This window comes from Modestobacter sp. SYSU DS0875, from assembly GCF_054050915.1.
Genome location: NZ_JBJHAH010000005.1, coordinates 1 through 13,905, shown reverse-complemented (window position 1 = coordinate 13,905; position 13,905 = coordinate 1). Strand labels below are relative to the sequence as shown.

The 13,905-nt window shown below is 73.6% G+C and carries 13 protein-coding genes; 8 read left to right on the top strand and 5 right to left on the bottom strand.

Going from position 1 to position 13,905, the window contains the following annotated elements; translation table 11 throughout:
• The first annotated feature begins 75 nt into the window (after positions 1–75).
• From ACI79Y_RS03850 to ACI79Y_RS03820, 7 genes are all read left to right on the top strand, one after another.
• Entirely contained in the window at positions 76–1,020 is a 945-nt protein-coding gene (locus ACI79Y_RS03850) for an ABC transporter permease (protein ID WP_457157201.1), read from the top strand.
• Between the two features lie 7 nt (positions 1,021–1,027).
• Positions 1,028–1,948 (top strand): ABC transporter permease, encoded by a 921-nt coding sequence (locus ACI79Y_RS03845; RefSeq protein ID WP_457157200.1) that lies wholly within the window; start codon positions 1,028–1,030, stop codon positions 1,946–1,948.
• Positions 1,945–4,050: an ABC transporter ATP-binding protein gene (locus ACI79Y_RS03840; RefSeq protein ID WP_457157199.1), complete on the top strand. Its 2,106-nt coding sequence runs from the start codon at positions 1,945–1,947 to the stop codon at positions 4,048–4,050. Before ACI79Y_RS03845 ends, ACI79Y_RS03840 begins: the two co-directional genes overlap by 4 nt.
• A gap of 113 nt (positions 4,051–4,163) precedes the next feature.
• Complete coding sequence (locus ACI79Y_RS03835) at positions 4,164–5,006, top strand: formylglycine-generating enzyme family protein (protein ID WP_457157198.1); 843 nt, start codon at positions 4,164–4,166, stop codon at positions 5,004–5,006.
• Positions 5,007–5,062: 56 nt separating this feature from the next.
• A complete protein-coding gene (locus tag ACI79Y_RS03830) occupies positions 5,063–6,631 on the top strand; it encodes a sulfatase family protein (RefSeq protein ID WP_457157197.1) in 1,569 nt (522 codons plus the stop codon).
• Positions 6,632–6,675: 44 nt separating this feature from the next.
• Complete coding sequence (locus ACI79Y_RS03825) at positions 6,676–9,120, top strand: beta-glucosidase (RefSeq protein WP_457157196.1); 2,445 nt, start codon at positions 6,676–6,678, stop codon at positions 9,118–9,120.
• 36 nt (positions 9,121–9,156) lie between these two features.
• Positions 9,157–10,947, top strand: a complete 1,791-nt coding sequence (locus ACI79Y_RS03820; RefSeq protein WP_457157195.1) for a sulfatase — start codon at positions 9,157–9,159, stop codon at positions 10,945–10,947.
• Between the two features lie 21 nt (positions 10,948–10,968).
• Here ACI79Y_RS03820 and ACI79Y_RS03815 read toward each other — a convergent pair whose 3' ends face one another.
• The 3 genes from ACI79Y_RS03815 to ACI79Y_RS03805 are packed head-to-tail and all read right to left on the bottom strand — an operon-like array spanning position 10,969 to position 11,942.
• Positions 10,969–11,142 (bottom strand): WCX domain-containing protein, encoded by a 174-nt coding sequence (locus ACI79Y_RS03815; protein WP_457157194.1) that lies wholly within the window; start codon positions 11,140–11,142, stop codon positions 10,969–10,971.
• A complete protein-coding gene (locus ACI79Y_RS03810; RefSeq protein ID WP_457157193.1) occupies positions 11,109–11,789 on the bottom strand; it encodes a WYL domain-containing protein in 681 nt (226 codons plus the stop codon). Before ACI79Y_RS03810 ends, ACI79Y_RS03815 begins: the two co-directional genes overlap by 34 nt.
• A 3-nt stretch (positions 11,790–11,792) precedes the next feature.
• Positions 11,793–11,942, bottom strand: a complete 150-nt coding sequence (locus ACI79Y_RS03805) for an HTH domain-containing protein (protein WP_457157192.1) — start codon at positions 11,940–11,942, stop codon at positions 11,793–11,795.
• A 99-nt stretch (positions 11,943–12,041) separates the two neighbouring features.
• Between ACI79Y_RS03805 and ACI79Y_RS03800 the strand changes: the two genes are divergently transcribed.
• Positions 12,042–12,419: a VOC family protein gene (locus tag ACI79Y_RS03800; RefSeq protein ID WP_457157191.1), complete on the top strand. Its 378-nt coding sequence runs from the start codon at positions 12,042–12,044 to the stop codon at positions 12,417–12,419.
• A gap of 225 nt (positions 12,420–12,644) precedes the next feature.
• Here the strand turns inward: ACI79Y_RS03800 and ACI79Y_RS03795 are convergent, their stop codons facing one another.
• Both ACI79Y_RS03795 and ACI79Y_RS03790 read right to left on the bottom strand, forming a co-directional pair.
• Positions 12,645–13,283 (bottom strand): HD domain-containing protein, encoded by a 639-nt coding sequence (locus tag ACI79Y_RS03795; protein ID WP_457157190.1) that lies wholly within the window; start codon positions 13,281–13,283, stop codon positions 12,645–12,647.
• 108 nt (positions 13,284–13,391) lie between these two features.
• Positions 13,392–13,793, bottom strand: coding sequence for a GGDEF domain-containing protein (locus tag ACI79Y_RS03790; RefSeq protein ID WP_457157189.1), 402 nt, complete (start codon positions 13,791–13,793; stop codon positions 13,392–13,394).
• Positions 13,794–13,905: the final 112 nt, after the last annotated feature.

Below are 13,905 nucleotides of genomic sequence, written 5' to 3'. Positions count from 1 at the left end.
GGTCGGCCCCGAGGAGCCGCTGGGACGTGCTGGCCGCCGTCCGCCCGTCCCGCGACCCGGGTCGGGTCGGCTGACATGGGCCGCTACCTGATCCGGCGGATCCCCTCGGTCGTGCTGGTGCTCTTCGCGACCAGCGTGATCGCCTTCCTGCTGCCCCGCCTGGTGCCCGGCGACCCGGCCGCCGTCGTCGCCGGCCCCGACGCGTCGGCGGCGACGATCGCGGCGATCCGGACGGAGCTGGGCCTGGACCGCCCGCTGATCAGCCAGTACTTCAACTGGATCGGCGGGGTGCTCACCGGCGACCTCGGCGAGTCCCTCCGCTACAACCGCCCGGTCGCCGAGCTGATCGGTGACCGGTTGGTCAGCACGCTGGAGCTGGCGCTGCTGGCGGGCCTGTTCCTCATCGTCTTCGGCATCGGCCTCGGTGTGCTGGCCGGTTCGGCCCGCGCCCGCTGGGCCCGGGTGCTGATCGAGGGCACCAACACCGGCCTCCTCGCCGCGCCGCCGTTCCTGGTGGGCCTGCTCTTCATCCTGCTGTTCGGGGTGGCCTTCCGGGTGCTGCCCACCAGCGGTGAGGTCTCGGTGCTGGAGGACCCGGAAATCGGGATCCAGTACCTGCTGCTCCCGGCGCTGGCCCTGGCGCTGCCGATGTCGGCGGGCGTGGCCCGGCTGGTCCAGACGCGGATGCTGGCGATCCGCCAGGAGGAGTTCATCGACCTCGCCGTGAGCAAGGGGGTGCCGCCGCGGCGGATCAGCCTGCGGCACGTGCTGCGCAACAGCCTCGGCCCCGCGGTGGTGGCGATCGGCATCCGATTCGGTGACCTGCTCGCTGGCGCGGTGGTGATCGAGGCGATCTTCGCCCGCAACGGCCTGGGTCAGCTGGCGGTCTCCGGGGCGCAGAGCGCCGACTACACGGTCGTGCAGGTGCTCATCGTCTTCGCCGTCTTCATCGCCGTCGCCGGTCAGCTGCTCACCGAGATCGTGCTGGCCGCCCTCGACCCCCGAGTCCGATTGGGCTGATCGACACATGACCAAGGCAATCGACACGTCGAGCAACGGCCCCGGGGACCCCGGATCGGGTCCCGTCCCGGCCACGCCCGTCGGGCGCCGGCGGCGCCGCACCGGTGGTGGCGCGTGGTCGCGGTACGCCAGCGCGCTACGCACGCCGAAGGGGATCGCCGCCGCCGTCCTGCTCCTGCTGCTGGTGGGGGTGGCGGTGCTGGCCCCGGTGATCTTCCCGGGCGGGTACGACCAGCAGGGCCGGGGCGCGTTGGCCGGTCCGTCGGGCGCCCACTGGCTGGGCACCGACGAGTTCGGCCGGGACATCCTCACCCGGACCGTCTACGGGCTGCGGACGGACCTCTCGCTGATCCTGACCTCGGTGCCGGTGAGCATGGTGATCGGCACCGCCCTGGGTCTGTCCGGCTACCTGTCCAAGACGCTGGGGTCGGTGACCCAGCGGGTGCTGGACATCATCCTCGGCTTCCCGGGACTGATCCTGGGGATCATGATCGTGCTGGTCATCGGCACCGGCTGGCTGGCGCTGTTCCTCGCCATCGTCGTCGCCGGGCTGCCGGGCTTCGGCCGGATGGCGCGCGCGGGTCTGCTGAGCGAGGAGCAGCGGGAGTACGTGATGGCGGCCCGCGTGCTCGGCGTCAAGCGCTCCACCGTGATGACCCGGCACATCCTGCCCAACGTGGTCGACCCGCTGCTGGTCCAGGCGTCGGTGTTCATGGTGGTCGCGATCTTCATCGAGGCCGGCCTCAGCATCGTCGGCCTGGGCATCAACCCACCGAACCCATCGCTGGGCGCGATGCTCAACGTCGGTGCCCGGTACGTGCAGACGCTGCCGACCTACGTCGTCGGCCCGGGCATCATGCTGCTGCTGCTCGCGCTGGCCTTCACCCTGCTGTCCGATGCTCTCAACCAGGTGGCGAACCGGCGATGACCCTGTCCTCCAAGCACTCGGGTGCCACCGCGGTGGGTTCCACCACCGCCGGGTCCCCGGACACCGATGTCCTGCTGGACGTGCGCGGTCTGCGCACGGAGTTCCGCACCGCCGAAGGGGTGGTGCGGGCGGTCAACGACGTGAGCTTCTCGGTGCGGCCCGGTCAGGTGCTCGGCATCGTCGGGGAGTCCGGCTCCGGGAAGTCGGTGACCGCCCGGTCGATCCTCCGGATGGTGCGTTCGCCGGGGGAGATCACCGCCGGTGAGGTGCGCTACCGCGGCACCGACCTGCTGGCCCTGGACGAGAAGGGGATGCGGGAGCTGCGCGGTGAGGAGATCGCGATGGTCTTCCAGGACCCGCAGTCGGCGCTGAACCCGGTGATGACGGTCGGGGACCAGATCGCCGAGGCGCTCATCGTGCACGGCGCGGACAAGAAGCAGGCCCGCGCCCGGGCCCGCGAGCTGCTGGGGCAGGTCGGCATCCCCGACGTCGACCGGCGGCTGGACGAGTACCCGCACCAATTCTCCGGCGGCATGCGCCAGCGCGTGGTCATCGCCGTCGCGCTGGCCAGCAAGCCCTCGCTGCTGATCGCCGACGAGCCGACCACCGCCCTGGACGTCACCATCCAGGCGCAGATCCTGCGGCTGCTCGGGCAGCTGCGCGACGAGCTCGGCATCGCAGTCATCATGATCACCCACGACATGGGCGTGGTCGCGGAGATGTGCGACGACGTCGTGGTCATGTACGGCGGCCGCGTGATGGAGCGCGGGCCGGTGGAGACGATCTTCCGCCGCCCGCAGCTGCCCTACACCGCCGACCTGCTCGCCGCGATGCCCCGCATCGACGAGCAGTCCGCCGGCCGCCGGCTGCCGGCGATCCCCGGCTCGCCGCCCGACCCGGCACACCTGCCGCCGGGGTGCCCTTTCCAGCCGCGCTGCCGGCTGGCCGAGGACGTCTGCTCCCAGCAGGTGCCCGAGCTGCTGCCGCGGGAGGGGGACCGGCACCTGGCCGCCTGCCACGTCACCCAGCGCGGGGTGGACATCCCGCCGCTGCGGGCGGACGAGGCAGCCGGGGCCGCCCGGCACAGCGAGTCGCGACCGCTGCTGCAGATCGAGGACCTGAAGGTCGACGTCGCCGGCGACAAGCGCAGCCTGTTCCGCAAGCACGAGCCGGTCTACGCGGTGGCCGGGGTCAGCCTCACGGTCTCCAGCGGCGAGACCCTGGGGCTGGTCGGTGAGTCCGGCTGCGGGAAGTCCACGCTGGCCCGCACCATCGTGGGGATCAACCCCGCCGCCTCCGGGTCGATCCAGGTCGGCGAGCAGGTCGTCGGGTCCAAGGAGGGCGCCGGGTCCCAAGCGCTGCGGGAGACGGTCCAGTACGTCTTCCAGGACCCCTATGCCTCGCTCAACCCCCGGCGCACGATCCGCCAGTCGCTGGAGGAGGCGCTGGCGGTGCGCGGTGTGCCCGCCGCCGAGCGGGACGCCGAGGCTCGCAGCCTCGTCGAGCGGGTCGGGCTGCACGAGCGGCACCTGGACCGCTACCCGCATGCGTTCTCCGGCGGCCAGCGGCAGCGGGTCGGCATCGCCCGCGCGCTGGCGGCGCGGCCGAAACTGCTCATCCTCGACGAGCCGGTGTCGGCGCTGGACGTGTCGATCCAGGCGCAGATCATCAACCTGCTGGAGTCGCTGCGCGACGAGTTCGACCTGGGCTACCTGTTCATCGCCCACGACCTGTCGGTGGTCCGCCACCTCTCCGACCGGGTGGTGGTCATGTACCTGGGGTCGTTCGTCGAGGTCGGGGACGCCGAGGCGGTCTACAACAACCCGCAGCACCCTTACACCGCGGCCTTGCTGGCGTCCTCGCCCATCCCGGACACCGCGGAGAAGAACCGGGAGCGGATCGTGCTGGGCGGGGACCTGCCCAGCCCGAAGAACCCGCCGTCGGGCTGCCGGTTCCGCACCCGGTGCCCGATCGGCCCGCTGACGCACCCGGACCGCACGGTGTGCATCGAGCAGGCCCCACCGCTGGCCGAGACCGAGACCGGCCAGCTGGCCGCCTGCCACTTCGCCGGGGAGCTGTCCCGCGCTGGGGCGCAGGCGTGAGTGGGTCCTGCTGCGGCCCGGCCCGGGGAGCGGACTCCGCGCCCCCGGGCCGCCCGGCGCCGGGTGCGCCGGTCCGGGTCGCCCCGGCCGGCACCGTGGTGGGAGGCGAGGCGATGGTGCACCTCCCCGGTGGGGTCTTCCGGATGGGGACCGACGACTCGGACGGCTTCCCCTCCGACGGGGAGGGGCCGGTGCGCACCGTCGAGCTGTCGCCGTTCCTGATCGACCGGTACGCCGTCCGCAACGACGAGTTCGCCGCGTTCGTCGAGGCGACCGGGTACGTGACCGAGGCCGAGCGGTTCGGGTGGTCGTACGTGTTCGCCGGCTTTCTGCCCGGCGAGCTGCGCCGGATCTCACCGCGCCCGGACGTCACGCCGTGGTGGGCTGCGGTCACCGGCGCCGACTGGCGCCGGCCGGAGGGGCCGGGCAGCTCGCTGGACGAGCGGGCCGACCACCCGGTCGTGCACGTCTCGTGGGACGACGCGGTCGCCTACGCCACCTGGGCGGGCAAGCGCCTGCCGACCGAGGCGGAGTGGGAGTACGCGGCGCGGGGCGGACTGGATCAGCGGCGCTACCCCTGGGGCGACGAGCTCACCCCGGGCGGGGAGCACCGGGCCAACATCTGGCAGGGCCGCTTCCCGGTGAAGAACACCGCCGAGGACGGTTTCGCCGGCACCGCCCCGGTCCACGCGTTCCCGCCCAATGACTTCGGGCTGTTCAACACCGCCGGCAACGTGTGGGAGTGGTGCGCCGACTGGTGGGGGACCGACCACCCGACCGGCCGGGTCCGCGACCCGGCCGGGCCGGCGGCCGGCCCCGGCAAGGTCATGCGCGGCGGTTCCTACCTCTGCCACGACAGCTACTGCAACCGCTACCGGGTGGCCGCCCGTACCCGCAACGAGCTCGGCAGCGCCGGCGGGAACACCGGCTTCCGCTGCGCCCGCGACGCCGGCTGAGCCGGCGCATCGCCCGAAGCCCCAGCGCCCGAACCGAACCGCCCCGGAGGCGACCCATGCGCATCATCTACATCGACGTCGACACCCTGCGCGCCGACCACACCACCCCCTACGGCTACGTCCGGCCCACCACGCCCAACCTGCAGGCGCTGGCCGACCGGGGGGTCACCTTCGACCGCTACTACTGCTCGGACTCCCCGTGCCTGCCCTCGCGTACGGCGCTGACCAGCGGCCAGTTCGGGATCAGCAACGGGGTCATCGGGCACTTCGGGGAGGCCGCCCGGTACCGGCTGGACTCCGGCCACCGCCCGCACCCGGAGCGCCCGCTGCTGGGCCAGCGGCTGGGTGACCACGGCTGGTACACCGCGGCCGTCTCGATGTTCGCCGAGCGCCACCGGGCCTACCACTTCCTCGGCAACTTCCGGGAGTCCATCCGGGCGACCAACGAGATCAACGACGAGGACGGCAGCGCGATCAACCGGGTGGGGCTGGACTGGATCCGCCGGCACGCCGACGAGGACGACTGGTACCTGCACCTGACCTACTGGGAGCCGCACACCCCCTACCTCACCGAGCCCGGCTGGACGGAGAAGGCCGCGGCCTCGGGCCCGCCGCCGGCGTGGCCGGACCAGGCCGCGATCGACGGCCACCAGGAGGTCTACGGCCCGCGCAGCGCGGTCGACCTGCACTACAGCGTCGTACCGCAGAAGTCGCCCACGCCGCACAACGCACCGGACCAGATCCGCACCCGGGCGGACTTCGAGCACCTGATCAACGGCTTCGACGGCACGATCATGTACTGGGACCAGCTGTTCGGGGAGCTGCTGACGACGCTGGACGAGCTCGGCATCGCCGACGAGACGGCGATCATCGTCAGCGCCGACCACGGCGAGTCCTTCGGCGAGAACGGGTCCTACGGCGAGCACGGCCACGCCAACGAGGCGGTGCTGCGCCTGCCCCTGGTCGTCTACTGGCCCGGCGTCACCGACGACCTGCCCGAGTCGGCCCGGCACTGCGACAGCCTGCTCTACAACATCGACCTGGCTCCCACGCTGTGCGACCTGCTCGGCGTCCCGATCCCCTCCGGCTGGCAGGGCACCTCCTTCGCCGGCGCGGTGCGGGGCGAGGAGATCGGTTCGCGGGAGTACCTGGTGCTCGGCCAGGGGGCGCACACCTACCAGCGTGCAGTGCGCACCCGCGACCACATGTACATCCGCACCTACCACCCGGGCTGCATGAAGGTGGACTGGGAGCAGCTCTACGACGTGAACGCCGACCCGCACCTGACCCGCAACCTGGTCGAGGAGCAGCCGGAGCTGGCGGGGGCGATGCGCACCCACCTGGCCGAGTGGTGGCACACCTACGCTGGCCGGCCCGGCGCGCTGCCGGACCCGATGCAGACGACGCTGCAGGTGGGGCCGACGTACTACAACGACCCGGTCATGTACGCCGAGCACCTCCGCGCGACCGGACGTGCGCACCTGGCTGACGACCTCGAGCAGCAGCTGGCCACCGCGGTCGGCGCGACCCCGGTCTCCTGGCACGCCTCGGAGCAGTCCTGGACGCCGGAACGCCGGGTCCGCATGGCGCGGATGTTCGCCCAGCGCGACGACGAGCTCGACTGAGCGATCCCGTGACCCAGGCTCCGAACGCAGGGAGAAGCACCCCGATGACCAGCCGCCCCGACCTGCACCCCCTGATCGCCCGGCTCGATCTCAAGGCCAAGGTGCGGCTGCTCACCGGCAGCACGATGTACGGCCTGCACGCCGAGGAGGACATCGGCCTCGCCGAGATCCATCTGTCCGACGGGCCGACCGGGGTACGCGGGCTGACCTTCACCAGCGGCCCCGCGGTGACGCTGTTCCCGAACGCGTCGCTGCTCGCCTCGGCGTGGAGCGACGAGGTGCTGCACGAGACCGGGCGGCTGCTCGCCGAGGAGGCCCGGGCGCAGGACGTCCACGTGGTGCTCGGCCCGACGATCAACCTGCACCGGAGCCTGCTGGGCGGCCGCCTCTTCGAGGCGTTCTCGGAGGACCCCTACCTCTCCGGCCGGCTGGCCACCGCCTACGTGCGTGGCCTGCAGGAGCAGGGCATCGGGGCCTGCCTGAAGCACGTCGTCGCCAACGAGTCCGAGACCGACCGGCACACCGTCGACAGCGTGGTGGACGAGGCCACGCTGCGCGAGGTCTACCTGCTGCCGTTCGAGATGGCCGTTGCCGACGCCCAGCCGTGGTCGGTCATGGCTGCCTACAACCGGGTGAACGGGGTGTCCGCGACCGAGCACGACGGGCTGCTGAACGGCGTCGTCAAGGGGGAGTGGGCCTACGACGGGCTGGTCGTCTCCGACTGGTTCGCCACCCGGAGCACCGCGCCCTCGGCCAACGGCGGGCTGGACCTGGTCATGCCCGGTCCGGTCGGGCCGTGGGGTGATGCGCTGGTGGCAGCGGTCTCGGCGGGAGAGGTGGCGGAGCGGGTCGTCGACGAGCACCTGCACCGGCTGTTGCTGCTGGCCGAGCGCGTGGGAGCCCTGCGCGCGCCCCGGCCGGTGGCCGCCGAGCTGCCCCGGCCGGACAGCGACCTGCGCCGCGAGCAGCTCACCCGGCTGGCGGCCCAGGGCATGACCCTGGTCCGCAACGAGCGGGCCACCCTGCCCCTCGAGCGCGGGACGACGGTGGCGCTCATCGGACGGCACGCGATCGACACCGTCTGCATGGGCGGCGGATCAGCCCAGGTGAGGGCGGTACACCAGGTGAGCATCGCCGACGGGATCACCTCGTCGCTGGGGTCCGCGGTGCGCGTCCTCGACGGCGTCGAGGTGCGCAGCCGGGCAGTGGCGGCGCGGGCCGGGACGGTGCTCGACCCGATGAGCGGCGAGACCGGCGTGCACCTGCTGCTGCTGGGTGCCGACGGCGAGGTGATCGAGGAGCGGCACGAACGGACGGCCACCAGCATGATCGGTGTCGACGACGACCTGCCGGCGCCGGTGACCGAGGCGCGTTTCCGGTCGGTGGTCCCGCATGGTGGCGAGATGCAGCTCGGCGCCCTCGGGGTCGGCAACTGGCGGTTCGCCGTGGCCGGCACCCCGGTCGGGGGCTTTCAGCTCCGGCTGTCGACGGAGGACGCCGGCGAAGCGATCCTCCGGCCGCCGTCGGGCACCGTCCTGGCCGAGGTGCCCGACGGCGCGCTGGTCGAGGCCACCGTCGACCTGCGCACGGCCAGCGGGCTGGGCCGACCGGGGCGGATGGCGGGAGCCGGGCTGTTCGGCCTGGTCGCCGGCCCCGCGCCGCGCGACCGCGACGTGGTGCTCCGCGAGGCGGCCGACGTCGCCCGGGGTGCCGACGTCGCCGTGGTCGTCGTCGGGGTGACCGAGGAACAGGAGACCGAGTCGGTCGACAAGTCGACCCTCGCGCTGCCCGGAGAGCAGGACGCCCTGGTGCGGGCGGTGGCTGCCGCGGCCCGGCGCACCGTGGTCGTGGTCAATTCCGCGACCCCCGTGCTGATGCCGTGGATCGAGGAGGTGGACGCCGTGCTCGTCGCCGGGCTGCCCGGGCAGGAGGCCGGCCACGCGGTCGCCGCGGTGCTGCTGGGGGACCGCGAGCCCGCCGGCCGGCTGGTCTCCACCTGGCCGGTCGCGGACGGCGCAGCCCCGGCCTGGTCGGTGACGCCGGTCGACGGCCGGCTGGTCTACGCCGAGGGAGCCTTCCTGGGCCACCGCGGGCACGCCGCCGGCCGGGCGCCGGAGCCGCTGTTCTGGTTCGGGCACGGCCTGGGCTACGGGGACTGGGAGTACTCGGACGCGCGGCTGGTGGCCGGCGCCGAGCGCCCCGGCGTCGCGGTCACCGTGACCAACACCGGTCTGCGGCGGAGCCGGGAGGTGGTGCAGGTCTACCTGCAGCCGGCCGACCCCGAGCAACCGGTCCGGCTGGCCGGCTGGCAGGCGGTGATCGTGGAACCGGGGGAGAGCCGGACCGTGGAGGTGCCGACCGACCTGCGGATGTGGCGCCGGTGGGACGTTGCCACGGGGGACTGGGAACTGCTGCCCGCGGCCGGTCAGCTCGTGCTCGCCCGCGGCCTGGGCGACGTCCGTGCCGAGCTCCCGCTCGACCACTCTTGACCCCCGCCGAACCTGATGACGACCGAGGAGACACACGTGCGGGCCATCGTCCTGATGTTCGACAGCCTGAACCGGCACATGCTGCCGCCCTACGGCGACACGTTCGTCGACGCCCCCAACTTCGCCCGGCTGGCGGAGCGCACGGTGACGTTCGACAGCTTCTACGCCGGGTCGATGCCCTGCATGCCGGCCCGCCGGGAGATGCACACCGGCCGGTACAACTTCCTGCACCGCAGCTGGGGGCCGCTCGAGCCGTTCGACGACTCGATGCCGGAGCTGCTGAAGCAGGCCGGCGTGCACACCCACCTCGCCACCGACCACCAGCACTATTTCGAGGACGGCGGCGGCGATTACCACACCCGCTACTCGACCTGGGAGTTCTTCCGCGGCCAGGAGGGCGACCCGTGGAAGGGTGTCGTCCCCCGGCCCACCGACCCGGTGGTCAGCTACCCCGGCCCGCCGTTCTTCCAGGCGATGCGTCGGCAGGACGTCATCAACCGCAGTTACATGCCGACCGAGGCCGACCACAACCAGACCCGCACGGTCGATGCCGGGATCCACTTCCTGGAGACCAACGCCGACGCGGACAACTGGTTGCTGCAGCTGGAGCTGTTCGACCCGCACGAGCCGTTCTTCACGCACGAGGACTACAAGAAGCGCTACGCGCACGACTACGACGGCCCGGAGTTCGACTGGCCCGGCTACCAGAAGGTGACCGAGCCCGCCGACCAGGTCGAGCACGCACGGTACGAGTACGCGGCGCTGGTCTCGATGTGCGACGCGTCGCTCGGGCGGCTGCTGGACTTCATGGACGGGCACGACATGTGGGCCGACACGATGCTGATCGTCAACACCGATCACGGCTTCCTGCTCGGCGAGCGGGGCTGGTGGGCCAAGTCGGCGATGCCCTGGTTCAACGAGCTGGTCCGCCTGCCCTTCTTCCTCTGGGACCCACGCACCGGTGAGCGGGGCACGCGCTGCGGGGCGCTGGCCCAGACGATCGACCTGGCGCCGACGCTGCTCCGCTTCTTCGGCCTCGAGCCGACCCCGGACGTGCAGGGCCGGGACCTGGCGGAGCTGGTGGGCGAGGACGGGGTGCCGCCCCAGGGACGGCTGGCGCGCGAGGGTGCGCTCTTCGGGGCGCACGGGGGCCACGTCAACGTCACCGACGGCCGGTACGTCTACATGCGGGCGCCGGCCGAGGCCGCCAACGCCCCGCTGGACGAGCACACCCTGATGCCCAACCACATGCGCAGCCGGTTCGGGGTGGGGGAGCTCGCCACCTGGGAGCCGGCCGGGCCGTTCTCGTTCACCAAGGGCCTGCGGACCATGCGCATCCCGGCCGGCCCGGCCCGGAACAACCCCTGGCTGCACGGGACGCTGCTGTTCGACCTGGCGGCGGACCCCGGCCAGCAGCACCCCCTGCAGGACGACGACGTCGAGCTCCGGATGCTGGGGCTGCTGGCCCGGCTGATGCACGAGAACGACGCACCGGCCAGCCAGTTCCAGCGGCTGGGCATCCCGTTCGACGGCGAGATCGGGGCCGAGCACCTGCTGGTGCGGGCACAGGCCGACCGGGCTGCCGCCACGGCCGAGCCGCTGCCGCCGCTGGCCGACCTGCCCGCCGCCGACCTGCTGACCGAGCCGCTGCCCCGGCTGCTGCAGGACGACCGGGCGCGGGCGCTGGTGGAGCGGCACGCCCCCGAGCTCACCCAGACGGAGCTGCTCACGGTCCCGCCGACCATGGGGTTGCTGGGCATGGCGCGGGCCGCGCTGCTGCCTGCCGCGACGCTGCGGGCACTGGCCGAGGACCTCGCCGTCCGCTGACGGGGTGCCACGGCCCCGTGGTCAGCCGTCCGCCGCGGCGGCGTAGCGGGCGGCGAGCGTGGCGCAGGCGTCGCGCAGCTGCGGTGGGCCGACGACGCGGACCCCGGTGTCGAACCGGCCGAGCGTCGCGGCCAGCCCGCCCCAGGACCAGGCGCCCAGGGTCAGCCGGCAGCGCCCGGGGCCGAGCGGCTCCACCGTCCCGTCGAACGCGAACGGCGCCACCTCCGTGGCCGGCAGCTCCAACTCGACCACGCCGGTGCAGGGCCACCCAGCGGCGCCGGTCGAGCCCCTGAACCGGGCGTCGACGAAGGCCGCGACGTCGCCACCGGGGAGGTCGCGGGGGGTGAAGCGCGGACCGGTGGGGTGCGCGGGCTGATCCGGTCCACGCGGAAGGTCCGCCAGTCGGCGCGGTCGAGGTCCCAGCCGACGAGGTACCACCGCCCGGCCCGGTTGACCAGGTGGTGCGGCTCCACCCGTCGCAGGGGCGGGAGCTGCGCCGGGTCGTCCCCGGAAGAGGCGCCGGCGTGGTCGAAGCGCAGCACCTCGCGCGCACGGATCGCGGTGGTGAGCGCCACCAGCAACGCCGGGTCGACCTGGCCGTCGTCGGCGGGAACAGGCGTGACCTGGATGGCGTCGACCCGGTGCCGCAGCCGGGCCAGCATCACCTGGCGCACGGTGGCCAGGGCGCGCGCCGTCGCCTCGGTGATCCCCGCTCCGCTGGCCGCGGCGACCCGCAGCGCGACGGCGAGGGCGACCGCCTGGTCGTCGTCGAACAGCAGCGGCGGCAGCTGCGCGCCGGCCGCGAGGCGGTACCCGCCGTCGGGGCCCTTGACCGCCTGCACCGGCTAGCCGAGCTCCCGGAGCCGGTCCACGTCGCGGCGCACGGTGCGCGGGGTGACCCCGAGCCGCTCGGCGAGCACGGCGCCGGGCCAGTCCCGGCGCGCCTGCAGCAGCGCCAGCAGCCGGGACGACGTTCCGTTCATGCTGTCGATCATGCCCGGAGTAGAGGACCGAACCTGTCCTCTTCACAGGGTGGAGTGCGCACCGCCGGTGCGCACCGCCGGTGGGCAGGACCCAGAGGCGAGGAGCCCGACATGAGCGTCACCACCACGCACCTGAGCTTCCGCGGCCAGGCCCGCGAGGCACTGGAGCACTACGCCGCCGTCTTCGGTGGGGAGGTCGTCGCCTTCACCTTCGCCCAGGGCGGCGACGAGCGGGACGCCGCCGACGGGGCCGTGCCCGACCAGCTGAGGTGGGGCGGCGTGCAGTCGCCCGGCGGCTTCTCGGTCATGGCGTTCGACGTCCCGCCGAACCGGCCGTACGACGCCGTCTACGTCTCGGTGCGCAGCGACGACGCCGAGGAGGTCACCCGGTACTGGCACGGGCTGGCCGAGGGCGGCACCGTGCGGGCGGCGCTGGGCCCGGCGGGTTACGCCCCGCTCTACGGCAGGGTCACGACCGCTTCGGGGTGACCTGGGTCCTCGACGTGGTCACCCCGCACAACGGCTGACCCGTCCGGCCGGGGGCGCGGGCCGAGGGCTCCGCTGCCCCCCGGTGCGGCCGGTCAGCGGTCGTGCGGGCGAACGGTCCGCAGCACCGGCGTCGCCGTCGGGCGCGGTCGACCGCTGCGTGGCGACGACCCGGGCGCCCGAGTGCCCCGCCGTCCGACCAGCTCCTGGCGTCCTCCGGCGTGCCGGTCACTCCGGCCAGGGCGAATTCTCAATGACCTCCACGAAGTCCACGTGCCGGTAGCCGGGCACCCGGTGCTCCAGGACGTCGCCGTTCACCGTGCCGAACGTCGTGTCCGGGCGGTGCCGGAAGCCGTCGGCGAAGGCGTCGACGATCGCCTTCTTGAACCCGGGACGGGGGTGGGCGGCGGTCACCGCGGCGACGTCGGCGGGGGAGAGGTCGCGGTAGCCGATCCCCAGGACGTCGGTCTCCACGCCGGCGGTGACCAGGGCGACCTCCGGCTCCAGCCGCCAGGGCACCTCGGGCGTGGTGTGCAGCGCGATCGCCTCCCACACCAGCCGGACCCGCGGCTCGGGCACGCCGTGGGCTCGCAGGAACGCCCGTGCCTCGTCCGCGCCGTCGAGCTCGAACCGCTGGTCGTCGCGTCGGTGGCGCTCGGTCAGGCCCAGGTCGTGGAACATCGCTCCGACGTAGAGCAGCTCCGGGTCGGCGGTCAGGCCCAGCCGCCGCCCCTGCAGGCTGCCGAAGAGGAAGACCCGGCGGGAGTGGTGGAACAACAGGTCGTCGGTGGCGTCGCGGACCAGCGTGGTTGCCTCCCGGGCGAGGGTGGAGTCGGGGAGCTCGATCCCGGCGACGGTCTCGGTCACGGGTTACCTCCTGCCAGTGGCGGGCCCTGGTGGCCCGGTCACCACCACCCTGCTGCAGGTCCTCCGCTCGCGCGCCCGCTGGGGCGATCCGGTCCCGGCCGGACCGGGTCAGCCGGTGCGCCGCTTGCCCAGGTACATGACGGCGTCCGCCCGGGCGATCAGCGTCGCGGCGTCGTCGGCGTCCCGGGGGAAGAGCGCGGCTCCGGAGCTGCCGCTGAGCCGGAGGGTGGCACCGGCGAGCTCGAGTGGTTCACCGAGGGCGGTGTGCAGGTGTTCCTGCACCCGCCGGACGGTCTCCTCCGCGGTGGTCGGTGGGGCACCGTGCGTCGGGGGGAGCCCGGCCAGCACGGTGAGGAACTCGTCCCCACCGAGCCGTCCCAGCAGGTCGCCGGCGCGGAGGGCGCCGCGCAGCCGGGTCGCCGCCCCGACGAGCGCCGCGTCGCCCCCGGCGTGGCCGAATCGGTCGTTGACGGCCTTGAACCCGTTGAGGTCGATCAGCACGACGGCCACGGTGGTCCCGGGGGGGGGGGGGGGGGGGGGGGGGGGGGGGGGGGGGGGGGGGGCGGGGGGGGGGGGGGGGGGGGGGGGGGGGGGGGGGGGGGGGGGGGGGGGGGGGGGGGGG

Excerpts from the sequence above, each read along its gene's own strand:
- ACI79Y_RS03850 (WP_457157201.1), top strand. The coding sequence starts at position 76 with ATGGGCCGCTACCTGATCCGGCGGATCCCCTCGGTCGTGCTGGTGCTC.
- ACI79Y_RS03830 (WP_457157197.1), top strand. The coding sequence starts at position 5,063 with ATGCGCATCATCTACATCGACGTCGACACCCTGCGCGCCGACCACACC.
- ACI79Y_RS03835 (WP_457157198.1), top strand. The coding sequence starts at position 4,164 with ATGGTGCACCTCCCCGGTGGGGTCTTCCGGATGGGGACCGACGACTCG.
- ACI79Y_RS03845 (WP_457157200.1), top strand. The coding sequence starts at position 1,028 with ATGACCAAGGCAATCGACACGTCGAGCAACGGCCCCGGGGACCCCGGA.
- ACI79Y_RS03825 (WP_457157196.1), top strand. The coding sequence starts at position 6,676 with ATGACCAGCCGCCCCGACCTGCACCCCCTGATCGCCCGGCTCGATCTC.
- ACI79Y_RS03800 (WP_457157191.1), top strand. The coding sequence starts at position 12,042 with ATGAGCGTCACCACCACGCACCTGAGCTTCCGCGGCCAGGCCCGCGAG.
- ACI79Y_RS03840 (WP_457157199.1), top strand. The coding sequence starts at position 1,945 with ATGACCCTGTCCTCCAAGCACTCGGGTGCCACCGCGGTGGGTTCCACC.
- ACI79Y_RS03805 (WP_457157192.1), bottom strand. The coding sequence starts at position 11,942 with ATGATCGACAGCATGAACGGAACGTCGTCCCGGCTGCTGGCGCTGCTG.